Source organism: Vibrio sp. YT-16 (assembly GCF_033337405.1).
Lineage (GTDB): Bacteria > Pseudomonadota > Gammaproteobacteria > Enterobacterales > Vibrionaceae > Vibrio > Vibrio alginolyticus.
On the sequence record NZ_JAWOQQ010000013.1, the window covers coordinates 114,387 to 136,267 of the forward strand.

The 21,881-nt window shown below is 45.5% G+C and carries 19 protein-coding genes; 3 read left to right on the forward strand and 16 right to left on the reverse strand.

All coding sequences use genetic code 11. The features are described 5' to 3' along the window. Positions 1-13 precede the first annotated feature (13 nt). The gene (treC, locus tag R7F07_RS18870) at positions 14-1,699 is read left to right on the forward strand and encodes an alpha,alpha-phosphotrehalase (RefSeq protein WP_054576933.1); all 1,686 of its coding nucleotides are present in this window, start codon (positions 14-16) and stop codon (positions 1,697-1,699) included. A gap of 89 nt (positions 1,700-1,788) precedes the next feature. Here treC and R7F07_RS18875 read toward each other — a convergent pair whose 3' ends face one another. From R7F07_RS18875 to R7F07_RS18885, 3 genes are all read right to left on the reverse strand, one after another. Further along, positions 1,789-2,688 (reverse strand): hypothetical protein, encoded by a 900-nt coding sequence (locus R7F07_RS18875; protein WP_047102068.1) that lies wholly within the window; start codon positions 2,686-2,688, stop codon positions 1,789-1,791. A 131-nt stretch (positions 2,689-2,819) separates the two neighbouring features. After that, positions 2,820-4,340, reverse strand: a complete 1,521-nt coding sequence (locus tag R7F07_RS18880) for a winged helix-turn-helix domain-containing protein (protein WP_047102066.1) — start codon at positions 4,338-4,340, stop codon at positions 2,820-2,822. Between the two features lie 90 nt (positions 4,341-4,430). Then, positions 4,431-5,033, reverse strand: a complete 603-nt coding sequence (locus R7F07_RS18885) for a YitT family protein (RefSeq protein WP_031780204.1) — start codon at positions 5,031-5,033, stop codon at positions 4,431-4,433. Between the two features lie 347 nt (positions 5,034-5,380). Between R7F07_RS18885 and glyA the strand changes: the two genes are divergently transcribed. Continuing rightward, on the forward strand, positions 5,381-6,631 hold the full coding sequence (glyA, locus tag R7F07_RS18890) for a serine hydroxymethyltransferase (RefSeq protein ID WP_005381985.1): 1,251 nt from the start codon (positions 5,381-5,383) through the stop codon (positions 6,629-6,631). Positions 6,632-7,092: 461 nt separating this feature from the next. On the opposite strand, the gene lipA is transcribed toward glyA, so the two are convergent. The 12 genes from lipA to leuS all read right to left on the reverse strand — a co-directional run bounded on the left by lipA (position 7,093) and on the right by leuS (position 19,626). Then, complete coding sequence (gene lipA / locus R7F07_RS18895; protein WP_005391329.1) at positions 7,093-8,058, reverse strand: lipoyl synthase; 966 nt, start codon at positions 8,056-8,058, stop codon at positions 7,093-7,095. Next, complete coding sequence (gene lipB / locus R7F07_RS18900; protein WP_005384137.1) at positions 8,055-8,717, reverse strand: lipoyl(octanoyl) transferase LipB; 663 nt, start codon at positions 8,715-8,717, stop codon at positions 8,055-8,057. Before lipB ends, lipA begins: the two co-directional genes overlap by 4 nt. Before the next feature lie 176 nt (positions 8,718-8,893). Further along, on the reverse strand, positions 8,894-9,172 hold the full coding sequence (ybeD, locus tag R7F07_RS18905; RefSeq protein ID WP_005384135.1) for a DUF493 family protein YbeD: 279 nt from the start codon (positions 9,170-9,172) through the stop codon (positions 8,894-8,896). A gap of 139 nt (positions 9,173-9,311) precedes the next feature. After that, a complete protein-coding gene (locus R7F07_RS18910) occupies positions 9,312-10,490 on the reverse strand; it encodes a serine hydrolase (protein WP_005384132.1) in 1,179 nt (392 codons plus the stop codon). A 91-nt stretch (positions 10,491-10,581) separates the two neighbouring features. Continuing rightward, a complete protein-coding gene (locus R7F07_RS18915) occupies positions 10,582-11,385 on the reverse strand; it encodes a septal ring lytic transglycosylase RlpA family protein (RefSeq protein ID WP_017635670.1) in 804 nt (267 codons plus the stop codon). A gap of 2 nt (positions 11,386-11,387) precedes the next feature. Next, positions 11,388-12,509 carry a rod shape-determining protein RodA gene (gene rodA / locus R7F07_RS18920; protein WP_005373004.1) on the reverse strand — a complete coding sequence of 374 codons (1,122 nt, stop codon included), beginning with the start codon at positions 12,507-12,509 and terminating at the stop codon, positions 11,388-11,390. Then, on the reverse strand, positions 12,509-14,425 hold the full coding sequence (gene mrdA / locus R7F07_RS18925; protein WP_042521231.1) for a penicillin-binding protein 2: 1,917 nt from the start codon (positions 14,423-14,425) through the stop codon (positions 12,509-12,511). Before mrdA ends, rodA begins: the two co-directional genes overlap by 1 nt. A 29-nt stretch (positions 14,426-14,454) precedes the next feature. Further along, positions 14,455-14,925, reverse strand: coding sequence for a 23S rRNA (pseudouridine(1915)-N(3))-methyltransferase RlmH (rlmH, locus tag R7F07_RS18930; protein ID WP_017821762.1), 471 nt, complete (start codon positions 14,923-14,925; stop codon positions 14,455-14,457). Between the two features lie 4 nt (positions 14,926-14,929). After that, positions 14,930-15,247, reverse strand: a complete 318-nt coding sequence (rsfS, locus tag R7F07_RS18935; protein ID WP_005373015.1) for a ribosome silencing factor — start codon at positions 15,245-15,247, stop codon at positions 14,930-14,932. Between the two features lie 88 nt (positions 15,248-15,335). Continuing rightward, entirely contained in the window at positions 15,336-16,355 is a 1,020-nt protein-coding gene (gene holA / locus R7F07_RS18940) for a DNA polymerase III subunit delta (protein WP_033905862.1), read from the reverse strand. A 5-nt stretch (positions 16,356-16,360) separates the two neighbouring features. Then, positions 16,361-16,900, reverse strand: coding sequence for an LPS assembly lipoprotein LptE (gene lptE / locus R7F07_RS18945; protein WP_005384122.1), 540 nt, complete (start codon positions 16,898-16,900; stop codon positions 16,361-16,363). 152 nt (positions 16,901-17,052) lie between these two features. Then, complete coding sequence (leuS, locus tag R7F07_RS18950) at positions 17,053-19,626, reverse strand: leucine--tRNA ligase (protein WP_318110549.1); 2,574 nt, start codon at positions 19,624-19,626, stop codon at positions 17,053-17,055. A 153-nt stretch (positions 19,627-19,779) separates the two neighbouring features. Here leuS and R7F07_RS18955 point away from each other — a divergent pair, with 153 nt between their 5' ends. Then, on the forward strand, positions 19,780-20,250 hold the full coding sequence (locus R7F07_RS18955) for a zinc ribbon-containing protein (RefSeq protein ID WP_005373024.1): 471 nt from the start codon (positions 19,780-19,782) through the stop codon (positions 20,248-20,250). An 84-nt stretch (positions 20,251-20,334) separates the two neighbouring features. On the opposite strand, the gene lnt is transcribed toward R7F07_RS18955, so the two are convergent. Then, positions 20,335-21,852 carry an apolipoprotein N-acyltransferase gene (lnt, locus tag R7F07_RS18960; RefSeq protein ID WP_025768907.1) on the reverse strand — a complete coding sequence of 506 codons (1,518 nt, stop codon included), beginning with the start codon at positions 21,850-21,852 and terminating at the stop codon, positions 20,335-20,337. Positions 21,853-21,881 lie beyond the last annotated feature (29 nt).

The following is a 21,881-nucleotide window of genomic DNA, read 5'->3' on the forward strand; positions in this document are numbered from 1 at the left end:
GTGAGTGTTAGAAATGGCTATGACCAAGCATGATGAGAGCTGGTGGAAAACCGCAACCATCTATCAAATTTACCCAAAAAGCTTTTGTGACAGTGGCAGTAAAGGCACGGGCGACATCAAAGGGATCATTTCTAAGCTGGATTATCTTAAGCATCTTGGTGTGGATGCGATTTGGCTGACGCCGGTTTACCAATCACCAATGATCGACAACGGTTATGACATATCCGATTACTACTCGATCAACCCTGAGTTCGGCACTATGGAAGATTTCGATACTTTGCTAGCAGAAGCGCATCAGTTGGGCATTCGTATTATCATGGACATTGTAGTGAACCACACGTCGACAGAACACAAGTGGTTCCAATCCGCACTGGGTGATAAAAACAGCCCATACCGTGATTACTACATTTGGAAAGATCCGGTAGATGGTGTAGAACCAAACAACTGGCAATCTAAGTTTGGTGGTAACGCTTGGGCGCTGGATGAAAAAACAGGCCAGTACTATTTGCACCTTTTTGCTAAAGAGCAAGCGGACTTAAACTGGGAAAACCCAGTAGTGCGTGAAGAAGTGAAAGAAGTCATCAGCTTCTGGGCAGACAAAGGTGTCGATGGTTTCCGTCTCGACGTTATCAACCTGATTTCCAAGCAGCAAGATTTTCCAAGTGACGATATTGGTGATGGTCGTCGTTTCTACACGGATGGTCCACGTGTGCACGAATACCTTCAAGAGATTAGCGAATCTGTGTTTCAAAAATACGGCAGCGTAACAGTGGGTGAAATGTCTTCCACCACACTAGATCACTGCCAGCAATATTCTTCGCTAGACGGCAAAGAGCTATCCATGGTGTTCAACTTCCATCATCTGAAAGTCGATTATCCAAATGGTGAAAAATGGACCAAAGCGCCGTTTGATTTCATTCAGTTAAAACAGATCTTCAATCATTGGCAAACGGGCTTAAATGGCAAAGGGTGGGGGGCGCTGTTCTGGTGTAACCACGACCAGCCACGCGTTGTGAGCCGATTAGGTAACGACGAGCAATACCGTGTTGAATCTGCCAAGATGCTTGCGGCATCAGTGCACATGATGCAAGGCACACCTTATGTTTACCAGGGGGAAGAGATCGGCATGACCAACCCGGGTTATACCGAAATCAGCCAATATCGTGATGTTGAAAGTACTAACATGTACGACATCATGGTCAACCGTGATGGTGTATCTCATGACGATATGATGGCGATCTTGGCACAGAAGTCGCGTGATAACTCACGTACACCAATGCAATGGAACAGTGCAAAACACGCGGGCTTTACTGAGGGCACGCCGTGGCTTGAAGTGGCGCAGAATTACTCTGAAATCAATGCTGAAGCTGCGGTTGCCGATTTGAACTCGGTGTTCTACTTTTACAAGCGTCTGATTGAACTGCGTAAACAGGTTCCAGTTATCACCGATGGCCGTTACGAGGACCTGCTGCCAGAGCACAAACGTATTTTCGCTTACGCTCGTCAGAACGATAAGCAAACGCTGCTGTGTATCAATAACTACTACGCAGAAGAGGTGGAATGCGTTCTGCCAGAACGTTTTGATATGAGTAAAGCGAAAAACTTGCTATCTAACTATCAAAACTCAGCGAGCGCAGTCGCGTCAAACCATCAAGTGTTACGACCTTACGAAACTCGTATTTTATTGATAGAAGAATAAACTCGGGTGTCATCACCCCCTAAGGTTGATGTTCGAGATGAAGGCTTTGGTGTGCTCCCCAAAGCCTTCTTTTATTGAGATATCCTAGCTTATTTTGTTTCAATCGCTGTTAGCTGCACTTTCTCTTCATTGATTTGTACTTGTTGTACTTTCAGCAGTTCAATTTGTTCAATCAGACCTAAGCTCGGATTAAACCAACGTTCTGCCGAAGTGGCGAACTCCATTGATTCCATATCATCACAGTTTAGGTTGTAGATGTTCTCTTCCATCAGGTATGCCGCTTCAATTTTCTTGCCTGAGATCGAGAACGCTTTACGCACACCAGTCTCTCGGATTTGCTGTTGCCAAACCACTTGGCAAGATGCTGTCATAGGAAGGTTTTGTACCCACTCATGATCTTCAAAACGGTCTAGAAGGTTGTGAACTGCGTAGCCTGTAAGAGTGGTTTGCAGAGACATAGTTTCTTCACCGATGTCAATATTCGGGCTTTTCTCTTTTACGTCGTCACCGTTTAGGCGGAAAATCGGACTGCTGTGCATAAGCATGGCAATAAACTGATGACCAATGAAATAAGCGTCAGTGATTTCATGGAGTGCACCATCTGATCCTGCAAAGTAAAGCGTATTGCTCTCTTCGTCGTCGTTGTACTGCTCGTCTGAATAGTAGAACTGTTCGGCGCCGTAGTTCACCAAGTCATTAACCAACTGGACCATTGCCTCGCTGTTTGGGATTTGTGCCAATGCTGCCAATATTTGCTCGCTATCCATCGCTTGGAAGCTCAGTTTCATGTCGCCCTCTGGTTGGCCATCCAAGCTAAACGAATAGCTCAATTGTGTGTTTGGTATAGGAGCGAAAATGGAGTTGTGAATCGAGACGTCGAAACTTTCTTGAGGCACTTTGTTTGGATTCGCACTGCCAGAAGACGAACCTCCGCCACAGCCGTAAAGAGCCAGAGTTGCTGCTGCGATAAGCGTCATTTTGTTTAGCATGGTTTACATTCCTGATTGATAAGGCCGCTTCATGTTGGGCCGTTGCTTGAATGCGAGCATGCTAAGTTCAGTGAGAGAAAAAGGGCAAAAAACAAAAGATAACAGGGGTTAATGAAAGCTTAATTTTATATTTAGGTCTTTGTTTTATTTGGGGTTATTTCGTTGGCTACGTTAGTGCAATACTCGTTAATGAGCGCTTTCCATCGGCTTATGATTTCTTGATCGGTCACACTAACACGCAACGTTTTCCACGGTTGGAGGCAAGTCTCTTTTGATTCAGATTGAGAAAGACGCTCAAACAAGGTTTCGGAAGGTAAAACGCGCAGCAGCGCCACCAGTGATTCCATGTAGTTGAGACGGAACTGTTCAAGTTTGTTCTGCTTATAAGCAATGTGAGACACAAAGGTATAAATCAGTGCGTTTTGGATACGTGAGTCGCCATCTGGTGTCGTTAACAGAGCTTTTGCCCTGTCTAAGTTACCTAATTTGAAATGCAATAGACCTAACCAAAGGCTCAGCTCATCTGGCAAAACATCAAACGACGATTGCACTTGAGTTAAATATGCTTCCAGCTTTTGATGTTCGTGCTCGTATAAGGCGAGATGTCTTGCCGTTGTTATAGCCGCAAACTCATCAGATTGTCGGAGAGGTTGGCTAGAAAAGGCATTCTCGAATAACATTTTTTTGTGAATATCCGAAAGCTGCCACGTACTTGCCGAAGGTGCAGGCAGATTGAAGTATTGCGCGACATCCGAGTGCATTTGGAAAATATCCGATTGTAAGTCAGATAAACGCAGTGTGTACTCATTGCGAAACGCTAGCTTGCCCGTCGCAGGATAAATAAGGTTCATCTGCGCTTTCAAGATGTCCTGTTTTGTGCTGTCTTTTAACTCGATATTGAGCTCGTAGTCGCTGGTCTGCATGTTTCGTGCGCCAGGGAAATATGGCGCATGACCGATAGGATCAAGAAAGTAACTGGGAGCATCTTGGTTGGCTATGTCGGTGTATGGATATTCGACCTGTTGTTGCAGCAAGATGGCTTTGACCAGTATGCGGTATTTTCGCGCCTGAGAGCCGATTGAATCGACACGGTTGAGTAGTAGCTCGACTTTGGGAATCAGTAGTTGATGACGTGTTTGTTGTGTTGAGATTTCTTGGCGTTGCCATAACAAGCTTGCGAGCGTCACGCTACAAACTGCAAGTATGGCACACAAGCTATAAGCAAAAATCAGCTTGAAGTTCTTATTACTCGCCACCTGAGTTGGGATAACGCGTCGATGGCTTTTCGCTGGTGGCACCAAACGAATATTGGCAGGGTTAAGAAAGTAGCCTTTGCGGGGGTAAGTGACTAAAAGCTTAGCGGCATCGTATTCGGGTAAGTACTGCTGTAGCAGGGCACGTAAGGTGCTAATGCGGTTCGTTAGCACATTCTTAGAGATGAACTTGCTCTGCCAAATGGTTTCAATAATGGTGTCAGCAGAGAGTGGGTGGCCAACGCTTGTTAACAGCAGTTCTAATAATTCAATGGTGCGAGGTTCAAGATCAATCGCGATAGCATCTTGATGAAGGCTCTGTGTCTTCGGGTTATAGATCAGCTCTCCAATCGCAATACAACTGTGAGTCTGTTTAGCTTGTTGCAGAAAGTCGCGCATACCGTACCGATCTATTTGGAAATCGCGAAGTATTATATAGCGATTGGAGCGCGAAATCTTATAAATCGCGCTTCAATCATTATCAAAAATTTATGAACCGTAGGTCACGGAATAGCGGTGCGGTTTGTGGTTCATCGCTAACACGACATTGAGTGCAAACGCCCCCAAAATTGAAAGGCCAATCACCTCTGGTGTGACAAAGAAGAATGAAGCAAACAGGATACATGCATCGATTGCCATTTGGCTTTTGCCAACTGAAATGCCAAATTTGTCTTGGATAAACAAACACAGCACGTTAAAGCCACCTAAGCTGGAGCGATGTCTGAATAGGATCAGCATACCGAGCCCCATTAAAAGCCCGCCTGCGACGGCGCAATAAACTTCATTTACCGATTCGAGCGAGATTAGCAAATAAAGATGATCGGCAAAGATAGAAACCAACGCGCCAGAAATGGCACTATTAATGGCGAAATGACGGCCGAAGCGTTTCCATGCTAGTAAGTAAAAAGGACTGTTTGCTAAAAAGTACAGCACACCAAAGGTAAAAGGTGTAAATTGGCTAATAAGCAGAGCCAATCCAGTCGTGCCTCCCGTTAGAAGGTTCGCGGATTGGAGAAAGAAAACGCCTTGAGCTACTAAAAAGGTACCCGTGAGAATCGCTATCCAGTCTTCTTTTAATGAGTGTTTTTCCATCAATGTTGCAGTCATTAGTGATAAATAAGGCGTGCATAGTAGTAAAAAGATGATCTTTTCGGTAGCTAGAGGGTAAAATTTACGGTAAACCTATGTAATTGCTGTTTTACAGGGTGTAAAGCACAAATTTGACAGGCAATAGATTGTCGTTATGCGATTGCAATGCTGGCATGATAAACATTGCTTGTCATCATGAAAAAACTGCATGAGAAAAATTGTAAATTTCTCTTTATGACCTAAATCAAATTATGTAGAATGCGCGCCATTAGGGTGACGAAAACGTTTGCGTCGGGTCATTCAACAGTTTTTTTGCAACTTTCAGTACTAATCTGAGTCAGGAGATACAGATGCTTAAGCGTGATATGAACATCGCAGATTACGATGCGGAACTGTTCGCAGCTATCCAGGAAGAAACTCTTCGCCAGGAAGAACACATTGAACTTATCGCTTCTGAAAACTACACAAGCCCACGTGTAATGGAAGCGCAAGGTTCTCAGCTAACGAACAAATACGCTGAAGGCTACCCAGGTAAGCGTTACTACGGCGGTTGTGAGTACGTAGATAAAGCTGAAGCACTAGCAATTGAGCGTGCATGCCAACTATTTGGTTGTGAGTACGCTAACGTACAGCCTCACTCAGGTTCTCAAGCAAACAGCGCAGTTTACATGGCGCTTCTTAACCCAGGCGATACAGTTTTAGGCATGAGCCTAGCGCACGGTGGTCACCTAACTCACGGTTCACCAGTAAACTTCTCGGGTAAGCACTACAACGTTATCCCTTACGGTATCGATGAAGCTGGTCAAATCAACTACGACGAGATGGAACAGCTAGCACTTGAACACAAACCTAAGATGATCATCGGTGGTTTCTCTGCTTACTCGCAAATCGTTGATTGGAAACGCATGCGTGAAATCGCTGACAAAGCAGGTGCTTACTTATTTGTTGATATGGCGCACGTAGCTGGTCTTATCGCCGCCGGTGAATACCCAACACCAGTACCGCATGCTCACGTGGTAACAACAACGACGCACAAAACACTAGCAGGTCCTCGCGGTGGTCTTATCTTGTCAAATGCTGGCGAAGATATGTACAAGAAATTGAACTCAGCAGTGTTCCCTGGTGGTCAAGGTGGCCCTCTAATGCACGTTATCGCTGGTAAAGCAGTAGCGTTCAAAGAAGCGATGGAGCCAGAGTTCAAAGCTTATCAAGCTCGCGTAGTGAAAAACGCAAAAGCAATGGTTGGTCAGTTCCAAGAACGTGGCTACAAAATCGTATCTAACGGTACAGAAAACCACTTGTTCCTTGTTGACCTAATCGACAAAGATATCACTGGTAAAGACGCAGACGCGGCACTAGGTGCAGCAAACATCACTGTAAACAAGAACTCAGTACCAAATGACCCACGCAGCCCATTCGTAACGTCTGGTATCCGTGTAGGTACGCCAGCGATCACTCGCCGTGGCTTCACTGAAGAAGATGCAAAAGAGCTAGCAAACTGGATGTGTGACGTTCTAGATAACATCGGCAACGAAGAAGTTATCGAAGCGACTAAACAGAAAGTGCTAGAAATTTGTAAGCGTCTACCGGTTTATGCCTAACTGTTCTTCATAGAATGAGTCGATTTCGGTGTCGAACATACTCATTTGCTCGCGCAAACTCCGTGTGTTCTTCTAGAACTCGACTCATCTATTTTGAACATTGATATACTAAAGGCCCTCATTTGAGGGCCTTTTTGTTTGTCTGGCGTTTGGAATGAGATATAGCGAGAGTGTGTGATAAGGGGATGGCTACCAACACTGTCCCTTTTCAATATATCCAAACCACGTCATTCCGACGAGCCTAGGCGAGATCAGGAATCTTGTTGAGGCACACTCTTTTACTCAGAGTTTCCCTAAAAATCATCAGTATTCTGAAAACAGATTCTGAATCACGCTCGTTCCTCGCTGTTCAGAATGACGGTGGTAGAATGGCTTTTTATCATCATTTGCCAGATACAAAAAAGGTTGGCACTGAGCCAACCTTTTCTCTTCAAAACAAGCTTTTCAAAACAAGCGAGAGCTTATTTAATCTCGATACCTTGAGCTTGCATATCGGCATGGTAAGAAGAGCGCACAAATGGACCACACGCTGCATGCGTGAAGCCAAGTTCTAGTGCAACTTCTTTTAGCTCGTCAAACTCTGATGGTGGAACGTAACGTTCTACTGGCAAGTGGTGACGGCTTGGCGCTAAATACTGGCCTAGAGTCAGCATCGTTACGCCGTGTGCGCGTAGATCTTTCAGTACTTCGATGATTTCTTCTTTGGTTTCACCAAGACCCATCATCAAACCAGACTTGGTCGGTACATCTGGATGCTGCTCTTTGAACTTCTTAAGGAGCTCAAGTGACCATTTGTAGTTCGCACCTGGGCGAGCTTTACGGTAAAGACGTGGCGCGGTTTCTAAGTTGTGGTTGAAGACATCTGGCGGATTGTCTTTCATTAGATCAAGCGCTACATCCATGCGACCACGGAAGTCAGGAACCAGTGTTTCAATCTTAATATGCGGGTTTAACGCACGGATCTCGCGGTTACAATCGGCAAAGTGCTGTGCACCGCCGTCACGCAGATCGTCACGGTCAACAGAAGTGATTACTACGTATTTCAGCTTCATATCGGCAATGGTTTTCGCCAGTTTTTGAGGCTCTTCTGCTTCCGGTGGTAATGGGCGGCCATGAGCAACGTCACAGAAAGGACAACGACGAGTACAAATAGCACCTAAGATCATGAAGGTTGCTGTACCGTGGTTAAAACATTCCGCTAGGTTCGGGCAAGATGCTTCTTCACATACGGAGTGAAGTTTATTCTTACGCATCGCCGCTTTGATGTCTTGAATTCGTTGGCTGTCGGCTGGTAGCTTGATCTTCATCCAATCAGGCTTACGTAGCACTTCTTTCTGCTCTGTAGGCATGTTCTTTACGGGAATCAATGCCATTTTATCGGCGTCACGATATTTAACGCCTTTTTCCATCTGGATTGGTTTGCTCATGCTTTATTACCTTGAGAAGGTGCTTCTGTGCTGAATTCTACTTGCTCATAATCGAGCAAAGTAACGAGTTCTTCTATTAATTGTTTTTCTACGGCTTCTACATTGTCTGGGCCGCCAAATTGGCTGACCTGAACCATTTCCATACCTTCATAACCACAAGGGTTAATACGCAGAAACGGTGTTAAATCCATATTTACGTTCAAGGCTAAACCATGAAACGAGCATCCTTTACGAATGCGTAAACCGAGAGAGCATATTTTCTTACCGGCAACGTAGACACCTGGTGCGTCAGGTCGCGCGGCTGAGTCAATATTGTATGCTTTTAGCGTGTTGATCACGAGGTTCTCGATTGTGGTAACGAGATCTCGTACACCTAATTTTTTACGGCGTAGGTTGATCAAGAAGTAGGCGACCAACTGACCAGGGCCATGATACGTAACCTGGCCTCCGCGATCACTTTGTACAACAGGAATATCGCCAGTGTTAATCAAGTGCTCAGCTTTACCTGCCTGTCCTTGCGTAAATACTGGGTTATGTTCTACCAACCAGACTTCATCACGGGTTTCTTCTGTGCGTTGGTCGGTGAACTCATGCATCGCCTTCCATACAGGCTCATAGTCTTGGCGGCCAAGTCGTTTTACAACAAGTTGGTGTTGCATGGGAATTCCTGTTGCTAATATATAAAGTTTTTGGATTATAAACCGGATAACCCTGATGCTCTACCGCTGCGTAACAGATTTTTAACTGAAAGCGATGTAAAGCTTCGTTATCTCTTTGATAAATAAAAAGAAAGCAGCCAAAGCTGCTTTCAAAAAAAATTTAATCTATCAAAAAATTATAGAACCATGCGTACGATGTCAATTTCACCTAACTCTTTGTACAGTGTCTCAACCTGCTCGATAGAGGTTGCAGTAATGTTGATTGACACAGAGTGGTAGTTGCCCTTAGCACTTGGTTTAACGGTCGGGCTGTAGTCACCTGGAGCATGGCGCTGAATAACTTCAAGAACAAGCTCTGGAAGTTCAGGCTTTGCATGACCCATTACCTTGTAAGTAAATGAACAAGGGAACTCAAGCAGGTCTTTTAATTTTGCATCAGAGTTGATGGTTAGCATATCGATAACTCCAGTAGATATTCGTTGCGGTGCGAAATAGTACAGTCAAATTAGGGGGAACTCAAGACGAGGAGCTCAAACTTAAAAAGCCGCCCATTCAGGCGGCTTTGCGAATAAGTTTGCTACTCTAACGTTCTTTTTAGAAGAAGCTCTTGAATAACAATACGATGTAATCCCACATGCGGCTAAATAGACTACCTTGCTCTACGGTTTCTAGTGCCATTAGTGGGTACTCGGCAATATCTTCACCATCGATCTGATAGTATAGCTTACCAACTACATCACCTTTATTAATTGGGGCTTCTAGCTCTTTTTCAAGGACGAAGCTTGCTTTTAAGTTTTTCGCTTCACCACGCGGTAGTGTTACGTAAGTATCTTGGTCAAGACCCAGTGCTACGGTGTCTTTGTTACCCATCCACACTTTTTCTTCTACGAACGTTTCACCTGCTTTGTGCGGTGCCACTGTTTCGAAGAAACGGAAGCCGTAGCTTAGCAGCTTTTTGCTTTCTGACTTACGAGCATTGGCATCTTTAGTACCCATAACGACCGCAACCAAGCGCATTTGACCTTCAGTTGCTGAACTTACTAGGCTGTAACCCGCATTACTTGTGTGACCCGTTTTGATGCCGTCAACGTTCATGCTCTTATCCCAAAGTAGACCGTTACGGTTGTATTGGGTGATGCCGTTGTAAGTAAATTTCTTCTCTGAGTACACTCGGTACTCATTTGGTACGTCACGGATAAGTGCTTTACCTAGCAGTGCCATGTCGTATGGTGTTGAGTACAATTCTGCGTTATCTAAGCCATGAACGTTGGCAAAGTGCGAGTTAGTCATACCCAATGTGTTGGCCCAAGCGTTCATTAGGTCAACAAATGCATCTTCTGAACCTGCAATATGTTCTGCCATCGCAACACAGGCATCGTTACCTGACTGGACGATGATACCTCGGTTCAGGTCACGTACTTTAACTGTTGTGCCTACTTCAATGAACATCTTTGATGAATCAGGGAAGTTTTTCGCCCACGCATTTTTACTGATGGTGACATCATCATCTTCTGAGATATTACCACGCGCTAGCTCTTGGCCGATTACATAGCTGGTCATCATCTTAGTCAGACTAGCTGGAGACAATTTTGTGTTCATCTCTTTCTCTGCCAGTACTTTACCTGAATGGTAATCCATCAGCACGTAGCCCTTCGCCGCGATTTGAGGGGCATCTGGAACAACGATAGGTGATGCAAGAGCAGATTGAGCGAAAGTTGCAGAAAGGGCAACCGAAGAAACGAGAATAGATTTCACAAACTTATTTTTATTCATGGTAATTCAAATTTTTGGGTTAACTGCAGACATCTTATCAGAATCCCTAGTTATGTAAGAGGGGGATCAAAGAGAAATTCATGACACGAGGTCATTTGGCAGTGTTGTGTTTTTTAATAAATGCAGACGAATAGCCGAGCAACTTTACTTTATCTAATGTGGCTTGCGTCAGGGAATAGTCAGTAAATGGCCCTAACAACAAGCGATAAGACTCTTTCGCACTCTCTAGGAAAGTTTCTGTATCCAATTTTTGACCAAGCTCGGTACCTAAAGTTCGCGCGCGTTCTTCATTTTTTGATGATGCCACTTGAATAACGTACCTAGGGTGCGCTTCTAATGACTTTTTGTCCGTGGGCTGATTGATACTGATCACTTCAATTTCCACGTTCGCGGTGCCTGTTTTTATGACATCTAACTTGTGCGCGGCGGCATAGCTTAAATCAATGATACGGCCATCGTGAAAAGGACCTCGGTCATTAACTCGTACTATGGTGGTTTTGCCGTTGTCAGTATTGGTAACTTTTACGTAACTTGGTAACGGTAGCGTTTTATGCGCTGCCGTCATTGAGTACATGTCATAGATTTCGCCATTAGAAGTCAAATGACCTTGGAATTTTTTCCCATACCAAGATGCGCGGCCTTTTTCTTTAAAGCCTTTCGCATTGCGAACTATTTTGTAGTCTTTGCCACGCAAGTGGTAATCTTTGTTCCCACCTAGGCTGTACGGTTCATATTTAGGATGCGCATCCTCGATGTGTTCGACTGAAAGCGGTGTGTCCGGTGCAACATCGGATTCGAGTTCGTAACGGCCTTCTTGTTCTTTTTGGCTAGTTGATGAACAGCCTGCCAAAATAAGAGCAGAGAAAACCAAGGAATATAAAGCGCGTTTTTGCATGTCTAGGTCGCCTTAGAGAATGCTTTTCGGTGCGTATGAATCGACATCAGAATACCAAAACCAGCCATCAAGGTTACCATTGATGTGCCGCCATAACTGATGAGTGGCAACGGTACACCTACTACAGGTAGGATGCCACTTACCATGCCAATATTTACAAAAATATACACGAAGAAGCTGAGTACAATACTGCCTGCCATCATTCGTCCAAATGCGGTTTGCGCTTGGCTGGCGAGATATAAACCTCGTCCAATAATAAATAGATAGATGGCTAAAAGGCAAAGGAAGCCAATCATACCCCATTCTTCAGCAATTACTGCAAAGATAAAGTCAGTGTGTCGTTCTGGAAGAAATTCTAGTTGTGACTGCGTACCTTGCAACCAACCTTTGCCGGAAATACCACCGGAGCCAATCGCAATTTTACTCTGAATAATGTGGTAGCCCGCTCCTAGCGGATCAGATTCCGGGTTAAATAGAGTACGAACTCGCACTTTTTGATACTCTCGCATCAAGAAAAACCACAGAATTGGAATGAAACCACCTAATGCAATCGCAGCACCAGCGATGATTTTCCAGCTAATGCCGGCGAGGAAGATAACAAAAATACCGGAAGCGGCGATCAGGATCGAGGTACCTAAGTCAGGCTGCTTTGCAATGAGAATGGTTGGTAAGCAGACCATAATCAGTGCAACAATGAGTGTTTTTAGCGTTGGTGGAAGGGGCTGTCTACCGACATAGCGAGCCACCATTAATGGCACCGCGAGCTTCAATAGCTCTGACGGTTGAAAGCGCACAAAACCGAGGTTAAGCCAACGCTGCGCGCCTTTCGATGCTTCACCGAAAAACAGCACGCCGAAAAGCAGTATAACGCCACCAACGAACATCAAAGGTGCCAAGCTTTCGTAAGTTCGTGGAGAAAGCTGCGCAAGGACGAGCATCACAACGAGTGAAAGGACCATTCGCATGGCTTGGCGATCCATCATCAGTAAACTTTGGCCACTGGCGCTGTACATGATCACCAGGCCAAACCCCATCAGGGCCAATATGCCAAGTAGGAGTGGTAAGTCGATATGGAAGCGTTCAAACAGGGCGCGATTTTTACCTGTAGAGGGATCCATCTTCATTACTGTTTTACCTCTTTCTTCGCATTGTTTTCAGGCTCAATTTCTTCTGGACCAAGAACGACTCGGTCAAAAATTTTCCTTACTACTGGGGCACCGTTACTAGAACCACCACCGGCATTTTCTAGTACTACAGTGACGACCACTTTAGGATCATCAAATGGTGCAAAGCCAGTAAATAACGCATGGTCACGTAAGTGCTCGGCGATCTCATCGGCGTTGTATTCTTCGTTTTCACCCAGACCGAAGACCTGTGCAGTACCTGATTTACCCGCTGTTTCATAATTCATTTTGTAGAATGAGCGGCGAGCTGTTCCGCGCGTGCCATGGTTTACCCGACGCATGCCTTCTTTCGCCATATCCCAGTACTTTTTAGGCACATTCTTGATTGGTGGGTAAGTCACGTATTCTGTCGTTTTTTGCTCTTCGAAGTCGTTACCATTTTCTATCGTCGCTTTGAGCAAGTGAGGTGCGATCACTTCTCCCTCGTTTACTAATACGGAGGTTGCTTTGGCTATTTGCATTGGTGTTGCTGTCCAATATCCTTGGCCGATACCCACAGGGATCGTATCACCTTTATACCACGGGGTTTTATGGCGAGACATTTTCCAGTCACGAGTCGGCATATTCGCCTTACTTTCTTCGTAGATATCAATGCCAGTGTAATCACCAAAACCGAACATCATCATCCAATTCGAAATACGGTCAATACCCATGTCATAAGCGATTTGATAGTAGAAGGTATCAACAGACTCTTCGATCGACTTAATGATATCGACGCGCCCGTGTCCCCAACGCAACCAGTCCCGGAACGGACGTGTGTTAGAGTTTGGTATGCGCCAATAACCAGGATCATTTCGTGTAGTGTTAGGTGTGACGACACCTTCTTGCAACGCGGCTACCGCCATAAATGGTTTGATGGTAGAGGCAGGAGGGTAAATGCCAAGTGTAGTGCGGTTGACCAAAGGACGGTTTTTATCGTTCAAAAGGGCGCGATAGTCTTTACCTGAGATTCCGTGCACGAACGAGTTAGGATCGTAGCTAGGGCTCGAAACCATAGCCAGTACGCCGTTGTCTCTAGGATCGATTACTACAGCACTGCCTCGGCGGCCGTCCAACAATTGGTGTACGTACAACTGCAAGTTGATATCAAGGTTTAAAACGATGTCTTTTCCGGGTACAGGTGGAACGTACTTTAACGTACGAATTACTCGGCCGCGGCTGTTTACCTCGACTTCTTGATATCCGGCCGTACCGTGTAAGAGGTCTTCGTAGTATTTTTCAATACCCAGCTTACCAATGTCGCGAGTGGCTTGATAGTTTGCGTCTTTTTCTTCTCGGATCAGGCGCTGCATGTCGCGATCATTGATTCGAGAAACATACCCAATCACGTGGGTTAAGACTTCGCTGAAAGGGTAGTAGCGCTTTAAGGTCGCACTTATTTCAACACCCGGAAAGCGGTACTGATTGACGGAGAATACCGCTACTTGTTTTTCGTTCAGTTGGGTCAGCAGTGGGACCGATTTAAATCGACGAGTCCGTTTACGCTCGTGGTGGAAACGTTCAATCTGGTCTGGTGTAATTTCCAGAATAGTTTGTAATTCTTGGATGGTTGCATCAATGTCTTTAATTTTTTCTGGGGTCAGTTCTAAGTTAAAGACGGGACGATTCTCTGCCAGTAAAACGCCATTTCGGTCATAAATTAGACCTCGGTTAGGCGCGATAGGCACTACTTTGATGCGGTTATCGTTCGAGCGGGTTTGATAGTCTTGAAACTGGTTCACCTGAATGTTGTACATGTTGGCAACCAGAGCTCCCATCAAGACAACAATGCCGATAAAAGCAACAATAGCGCGGCTGGCAAACAGACGCGCTTCGGCTTGATAATCTCGGATTTGACTGCGGCGTTTACGAATCATTAACGCTTGGCTCTAAAGTTAAACAACGATTATTCGCGATGATAAGGGTGGTTAGCGGTGATGCTCCACGCTCGGTATAAGCTTTCTGCCATTACGATACGCACTAGAGGGTGGGGTAGCGTTAAGGCAGACAATGACCAGCTTTGGTCTGCTGCAGCTTTGCATGCAGGAGCGAGTCCTTCGGGACCGCCGATTAATATTGATACATCACGGCCATCTAATTTCCAAGCTTCTAACTGCTCAGCGAGTTGAGGAGTGTCCCATTTTTTACCTGGGATATCTAACGTGACGATACGGTTGCCTTTTGGTACCGCCGCGAGCATCGCTTCTCCTTCTTTTTGCAGGATGCGAGCGATATCGGCATTCTTACCACGCTTGCCAGCAGAGATTTCAATCAACTCCAACGGCATATCATGCGGGAAACGGCGACGATATTCTTGAAAGCCTTCCTCAACCCATTTTGGCATTTTTGTGCCAACAGCAATTAGTTGAATTTTCAAAAGATTAACCCCAGAGTTTTTCTAGCTGGTAGAGTTCGCGGTGCTCTTCTTGCATCACGTGAAGCATGGCGTCGCCCATATCTAGAACTACCCATTCACCTTCGTTTTCACCTTCCATTCCTAGTGGCTCAAGACCGGCTTTTTTCACCTCTGTTGCAACATGGTCAGCGATGGATGAAACGTGGCGTTTGGATGTACCAGTACAGATGATCATGTAATCTGTCACGCTTGATTTATCTTCCACATTTAGGACGATAATGTCTTCCGCTTTCATGTCGTCGGCTTTATCAGCTAAAAAGTCTTTCAGTTCTTCGCGAAGCACTCGGTTTTCCTCGGTTTGTCTCTTATCTCTACAGTGTTTTACATTCTTGCTTGCAAAACAGGTCGCGCACTATATCACGCTTTGATTTTTAAATTGCCAGCTTAATATCAGGAGAGCAGGTTTCTAAGCTCAACTGATGAATAGTTGGCCATACAGACTCGTCATACTGAGTTTTGGCTTTTATCTCGGCTTGAGCCAACAAGGAGAGCAATGCACAAATACGACTCGCTGATAAGCGGGTCAGTGCTGCGTTATAGAGTGGACGCTTGTTTTGCCAAACTCGATATTTCTCAAATACCTGGTTCATTCCCATTTGACTTAAGTCTTGATGCATATTTAAAAGTTGGCTCAACTCTTTTTGTACACTTCGAATCAAGATCACGGTCTCAACCCCTTCCGCCTCAAGTTGGCGAAGAATACGTTGTGCACGGTTTGCTTTACCTGCCAGTAAGGCGTCGATCCAGTTAAAGGTAGTGAAGTGGTTATGGCGACTTAGGGCTTCCTCTAAACGTATGATGGTCAGCTCACCATCCGGGTAGAGTAGGGCCAATTTCTCTAAGCTTTGTGTCAATGCAAATAGGTTACCTTCATGCCATTGAGCCAACATTTGCAGTGATTGCTGATCGGGTTTTAGTCCTAACGTGCGGCAACGTGTCTGAATGAACATAGGTAGGCGTTGAAGGTCTGGCGACAAGCAGCTTACCCAATCGCCTTTTGAGCTTAATGCTTTGAACCATTTCGCATTTTCTTGGGCTTTGGTCAGTTTGCTACCAACGATGACGAGCATGATGTCATCATGAAGCATATCACACAGTGTTTGCAGCTCTTTGCTGACGGCGGTTGTCACGCCACTTTCAGGAATTTCAAGCTCAATCAATTGACGGTTTGAAAACAGGCTCATCGCTTGGAAACAGTCGTAAACTTGGTTCCAGTCGATGCTAGCATCCACCGCAAAACGGTGTTTTTCCTCAAAACCTTGCTGAAACGCTGCCTTTTGGATGGCTTGGCGGCTTTCTTGAATCAGTAACGGCTCATTACCAAAGATTAAGTAAACCTGTTTAACTTGTTTAGTTAAATGATCCGTTAGCTTATCGGCATAAATTCGCATAGTGACTAAGAGTTTTTGTTCGCTGGCTCAGAGATTTGTCCTGCTTCATATTCGGCACGAATACGGCCCAACTGGCGCATCATCTGTTTTGCAGCTTGCAAGCGCATCTCGTCTTCAATTACGTCACGCTCAACAGATTTTGCAAGTGCGGTCAACGGGTTGTCTAGGTAGTTGCGGTTTACTGTTGTCGTAAAGTTTTTAGAACCATAGCCAGGAATTGTCACACGGTATTTTACTACGTATGTCAGCTCTTTTTCTGCTGCACGGCTATTTTGATAAAGCGATAGTGTACGCTCATCGATTGTCGCTTCCGTCAAATGAAGGTTGGGTACCGTCGATGATGGTTGAACAAGTTCAACTTTGTTCAGTTCGAGTTGAGAGCGAACATAGCGAGTTAATTCACTGTATTCATCGTAGCTGGAGAAAGACATAGTGTGCAGCTCTTCCGGTACGGAATACTCGCCGCGAAGGTGAAAACCACAGGCAGAAAGAAGCCCCGCTAATACCAATACCACTGGTAGTTTAATCAAAGAGAAAAAGCGCATTGATTGTATTCATCCTAAATTGAAGGGGTTATTTACCTTAAACCACTCATGTGAATGGTTTGAGGTAAATAAACAGGGTAGAAAACTACCCTGTTTAATGACTCTTGGTTAACAAATAAGTTCGCTACACAGAGACAAATTGGCAGCTGCGATTAGTTTGCAACGATGTTCAGCAGTTTACCTGGAACGTAAATAACTTTACGAATAGTCAGGCCATCAGTGAACTTAACCACGTTTTCGTCGTTTAGACCAAGCTGTTCGATATCGTCTTTAGAGATATCAGCTGGGACTGTTAGCTTCGCACGTAGCTTACCGTTAACTTGAACAACGATAGTTTTTTCGTCTTCAACTAGCGCTTTTTCGTCAAACGTCGGCCATGCCGCGTTATCAATGTCTGTTTCACCTAGTGCTGCCCATAGCTCGTATGAGATATGCGGAGTGATAGGGTAAAGCATGACAACAATAGCTTTCAGTGCTTCGTCAAGGATTGCACGATCTTGCGCAGATTCTTGAGGCGCTTTCGCTAGTTTGTTCATCAGCTCCATGATCGCAGCGATCGCGGTGTTGAATGTTTGACGACGAGCGATATCGTCCGTCACTTTCGCGATAGTCTTGTGAACGTCGCGGCGAAGTGCTTTTTGATCACCAGAAAGCGCTGAGGTATCTACTGCTTCTGCTGCGCCTTTCGCTGTGTGCTCTTTAACTAGTTTCCAAACACGTTTTAGGAAGCGGTTCGCACCTTCTACGCCAGACTCTTGCCATTCAAGTGTCATGTCCGCTGGAGACGCGAACATCATGAATAGGCGTACTGTGTCAGCGCCGTACTTGTCTACCATTTCTTGAGGGTCGATACCGTTGTTCTTAGACTTAGACATCTTGATCATGCCTGAGTGCGTTACATCACGACCTTCAGTGTCTTTAGCAGAAGTAATGCGGCCTTTACCATCACGTTCAACGGCTACGTCTGTTGGAGCTACCCACTCTTTGCCGCCTTTCTCGTTCTCGAAGTAGAACGCATCAGCCAGTACCATGCCTTGACACAGTAGTTGCTTGAACGGTTCGTCAGAAGTTACGTAACCCGCATCGCGCAGTAGTTTGTGGAAGAAGCGTGAGTACAGTAGGTGCATACAAGCGTGCTCGATACCACCGATGTACTGATCTACTGGTAGCCAGTAGTTTGCTTTTTCTGGGTCTAGGATGTCGTCCGCTTGTGGTGAACAGTAACGCGCGTAGTACCAAGAAGATTCCATGAACGTATCGAACGTATCTGTCTCACGTAGAGCAGGTTCGCCGTTAAAGGTTGTCTTCGCCCACTCTTTGTCTGCTTTGATTGGGCTGGTTACGCCGTCCATTACCACGTCTTCTGGAAGAATCACTGGTAGTTGGTCAGCAGGTACTGGGTGAACTTCACCGTCTTCAGTCGTTACCATTGGGATTGGTGCGCCCCAGTAACGTTGACGAGATACACCCCAGTCGCGTAGACGGAAGTTTACAGTCTTAGTGCCTTTGCCTTCTGCTTCTAGCTTCGCTGCAATTGCATCGAACGCCGCTTGGAATTCTAGGCCGTCGAATTCACCAGAATCGAACAGTAGGCCTTTCTCTGTGTATGCTGCTTCAGAGATGTCTAGCTCGCTGCCATCAGCAGGCTTGATAACAGGCACGATGTCTAGACCGTACTTCGTTGCGAACTCGTAGTCACGTTGGTCGTGTGCAGGTACTGCCATTACCGCGCCTGTACCGTAGTCCATCAGTACGAAGTTTGCTACGTAAACAGGAACTTCACGGCCGTTCAATGGATGAATAGCAGTAAGGCCAGTAGCCATACCTTTCTTCTCCATTGTCGCTAGCTCAGCTTCTGCAACCTTGTTGTTCTTACATTCGTCGATAAACGCTGCAAGCTCTGGGTTGTTCTCTGCAGCAAGAGCTGCAAGAGGGTGGCCGGCTGCGATGCCCACGTAAGTCACACCCATTAGCGTATCTGGACGTGTTGTGTAAACTTCTAGGTCTTGTTGACCCTTAACTTCAAACTTCAGCTCAACGCCTTCAGAGCGGCCAATCCAGTTGCGCTGCATGGTTTTCACCATTTCAGGCCAACCTTCAAGCTTGTCTAGGTCGTCTAGTAGCTCTTGAGCGTATTCAGTGATTTTGATGAACCATTGAGGGATTTCTTTTTGCTCTACAGGCGTATCACAACGCCAGCAACAACCGTCTTCAACCTGCTCGTTTGCAAGAACAGTTTGGTCGTTAGGACACCAGTTAACAGAAGAAGTCTTTTTGTAAACTAAACCTTTCTCGTAAAGTTTAGTGAAGAACTCTTGTTCCCAGCGGTAGTACTCCGGTGTACATGTTGCGAATTCACGGTTCCAATCGTAACCAAAGCCTAGAAGCTTAAGTTGGTTCTTCATGTATTCGATGTTTTCGTAAGTCCAAGGTGCTGGCGCAGTTTTGTTTTTTACTGCTGCGTTTTCTGCAGGTAGACCGAATGCGTCCCAACCGATTGGTTGCATCACGTTTTTGCCTTGTAGGCGTTGGAAACGAGATACTACATCACCGATAGTGTAGTTGCGCACGTGACCCATGTGCAGTCGACCACTTGGGTATGGGAACATGGACAGACAGTAGAATTTTTCTTTATTTGGGTCTTCACTTACAACAAAGGTTTTGTTGTCATCCCAGTGCTTTTGAACTTTTTGTTCAATATCTTGTGGGTTGTATTGTTCTTGCATCGATGGTATCCGTTATCTTGGAATTTGTGAGTTCGGTTAGAACAGACTTAAATAGATCGTCATAGAATACCTAAAGCTAGGGATCACAACAATAGCCAATCTGTACCCATGCGCCCTTAAGTGACGCAGGTAGGAGAAAGATGGAGGTCAGTTATGCCTAAACGTAAAACAGGTTATGAGGAAATGCTCGAGGATGTGATTGAAACCTTGAAGCACAGTCCGGAAGAAGTTAACAAAGCGATTGAGACGTCGGGCAAAGTGGTGGATGCTGCTAATGACTTGACCAAAGATGAATTGGCTTTAATCAAAGCGTACCTTAAAGCAGACTTAAAAGAGTTTTCAGAGAGTTACGAGGATAGCAAAAGCGGCCCGTTTTACTTAACGATTGCGGACTCGATATGGCAAGGGCTGTTAGAGATTACTGACCGAACTAAAGTTGAGTGGGTTGAGTTGTTCGATGACTTAGAGCATCAAGGGCTATATGAAGCAGGAGAGGTGATAGGCTTAGGCACTTTAGTCTGTGATGAGTGTGGTCACAAGACAACGTATAACCACCCAACTGTAATCATTCCGTGTATTAAATGTGGTCACAAAGGCTTTACTCGTCAGTCATTAAAGCCATAAATGGCGCGTAACGACAGTATAATGCTATGAATAAAAAAGAGGCTTAGTCGCCTCTTTTTTGTCTTTTCTACTTTCAAGCTGTTATCAGCTCTGTTTTCTTCTTAAGCCGAGCGCCAGCGCTAAACTTAACCCAACCCAAATATACAATGGCCAAGTACCAAGGACTCGATATGGCGTTTGTCCATTGGTTGGGGTGAGCTCTGCGCGCAGTACTGCAGTTTCAAACTGCGGTACTTGCTCAACGATTTTACCTTTGTGATCGGTTACCGCTGTTAATCCGTTGTTAGTCGAGCGGATGAGCGGTTTACCTAACTCTAAGGCACGCATACGGGCGATCTCCATATGCTGAAGAGGACCGATAGAGTGACCAAACCATGCATCATTTGAAAGCGTTAGAATGAAGTCTGTTTCGTCAGTCACATTTTGACGCACTTGCTCATTAAAGATGATCTCATAGCAAAGCGCTGGTGCCATGTGCATGCCATTCGCAACGATGTTTGGCTGCACAAAAGCCCCACGGCTAAACGACGACATCGGTAGGTTAAAGAATGGCGCTAATGGGCGCAAAATATCTTCAAATGGTACAAACTCACCAAATGGTAGTAGGTGATGCTTATGGTAACGTTCGCTTAAATCGAAGCTGTAGTCACCGTATGGTGTGATGCCTAGGGACAGAATACTGTTGTAGAACTGTCGATCTTCAGCTTGGTTGACGACACCGGTGATGATTGCGCTGTTATTCATTTTTGCAGCGCTGTCGATATTGCTCAAAAATGAAGGCACTTCAATTTCAAAAGCGGGAATTGCTGCTTCTGGCCAAACGATAATGTCAGCGTCCCAGTTTTCACGAGTTAAGTCAGCGTACTTCATGATGGTTGGCCAGCGTTGACTTGGTAGCCACTTTAGGTTTTGGTCTACGTTACCTTGAATTAGTGCGAGCTTAGTCGTGTCTTCTGGTCGGGGTGTTACCCAATCGTAGTTGCGAATCCCAAAGCCAGTACTGAGTAGCACCGCAGGGATAATCACCATCAGCCACTGCTTATGAATCCAGGCATAGGCTAACGCCCCTGCGCTGATAAGGATAAATAGAGTAAGCAGTTCTACGCCGCCAATTGGTGCAAAGCTTGCGAGTGGAGCATCTATCTGGCTATAGCCTAGCCATAACCAAGGGAAGCCAGTCATCACCCAACCACGCAACCAATCACTGATCAGCCATAAAGCAGGTGCAGCGAGAAGTGCTTTTGTGAGCGTAAATTGAGGAAACAGCTTGTTGTTGAGCCAAGCAAATAAGCCTGAATAAACAGCCAAGTAGGCAACAAGCAAGCCCATTAAAAATAAATTGGCAATGAGCGGCATACCGCCAAAACCGGAGATACTGACGTAAACCCAGCTAACGCCAGTTGCAAATTGACCTAACCCCCAAGCATAACCAATCCATAGTGCGCGTTTCGGAGTTTGGTTAGCAAGAAGAATCAGTAGAATTGCAGGGCTAAGAATGGCAATAGGCCACAGCTGGTAAGGAGCGAAAGCGAGTGTAGTAGAGGCGCCAACAAAAGCGGCCACTAAGGGCCGCTTAAGGCGATGAAAGAGTTCATTCATCATTGTAATTTTCTGAGATTCCCAATGGGTAT

What these genes read in the sequence shown, in the direction of transcription:
- treC (WP_054576933.1), top strand. Translation starts at nt 14, where the DNA reads ATGGCTATGACCAAGCATGATGAGAGCTGGTGGAAAACCGCAACCATC.
- R7F07_RS18875 (WP_047102068.1), bottom strand. Translation starts at nt 2,688, where the DNA reads ATGCTAAACAAAATGACGCTTATCGCAGCAGCAACTCTGGCTCTTTAC.
- R7F07_RS18880 (WP_047102066.1), bottom strand. Translation starts at nt 4,340, where the DNA reads ATGCGCGACTTTCTGCAACAAGCTAAACAGACTCACAGTTGTATTGCG.
- R7F07_RS18885 (WP_031780204.1), bottom strand. Translation starts at nt 5,033, where the DNA reads ATGGAAAAACACTCATTAAAAGAAGACTGGATAGCGATTCTCACGGGT.
- glyA (WP_005381985.1), top strand. Translation starts at nt 5,381, where the DNA reads ATGCTTAAGCGTGATATGAACATCGCAGATTACGATGCGGAACTGTTC.
- lipA (WP_005391329.1), bottom strand. Translation starts at nt 8,058, where the DNA reads ATGAGCAAACCAATCCAGATGGAAAAAGGCGTTAAATATCGTGACGCC.
- lipB (WP_005384137.1), bottom strand. Translation starts at nt 8,717, where the DNA reads ATGCAACACCAACTTGTTGTAAAACGACTTGGCCGCCAAGACTATGAG.
- ybeD (WP_005384135.1), bottom strand. Translation starts at nt 9,172, where the DNA reads ATGCTAACCATCAACTCTGATGCAAAATTAAAAGACCTGCTTGAGTTC.
- R7F07_RS18910 (WP_005384132.1), bottom strand. Translation starts at nt 10,490, where the DNA reads ATGAATAAAAATAAGTTTGTGAAATCTATTCTCGTTTCTTCGGTTGCC.
- R7F07_RS18915 (WP_017635670.1), bottom strand. Translation starts at nt 11,385, where the DNA reads ATGCAAAAACGCGCTTTATATTCCTTGGTTTTCTCTGCTCTTATTTTG.
- rodA (WP_005373004.1), bottom strand. Translation starts at nt 12,509, where the DNA reads ATGAAGATGGATCCCTCTACAGGTAAAAATCGCGCCCTGTTTGAACGC.
- mrdA (WP_042521231.1), bottom strand. Translation starts at nt 14,425, where the DNA reads ATGATTCGTAAACGCCGCAGTCAAATCCGAGATTATCAAGCCGAAGCG.
- holA (WP_033905862.1), bottom strand. Translation starts at nt 16,355, where the DNA reads ATGCGAATTTATGCCGATAAGCTAACGGATCATTTAACTAAACAAGTT.
- lptE (WP_005384122.1), bottom strand. Translation starts at nt 16,900, where the DNA reads ATGCGCTTTTTCTCTTTGATTAAACTACCAGTGGTATTGGTATTAGCG.
- leuS (WP_318110549.1), bottom strand. Translation starts at nt 19,626, where the DNA reads ATGCAAGAACAATACAACCCACAAGATATTGAACAAAAAGTTCAAAAG.
- R7F07_RS18955 (WP_005373024.1), top strand. Translation starts at nt 19,780, where the DNA reads ATGCCTAAACGTAAAACAGGTTATGAGGAAATGCTCGAGGATGTGATT.
- lnt (WP_025768907.1), bottom strand. Translation starts at nt 21,852, where the DNA reads ATGATGAATGAACTCTTTCATCGCCTTAAGCGGCCCTTAGTGGCCGCT.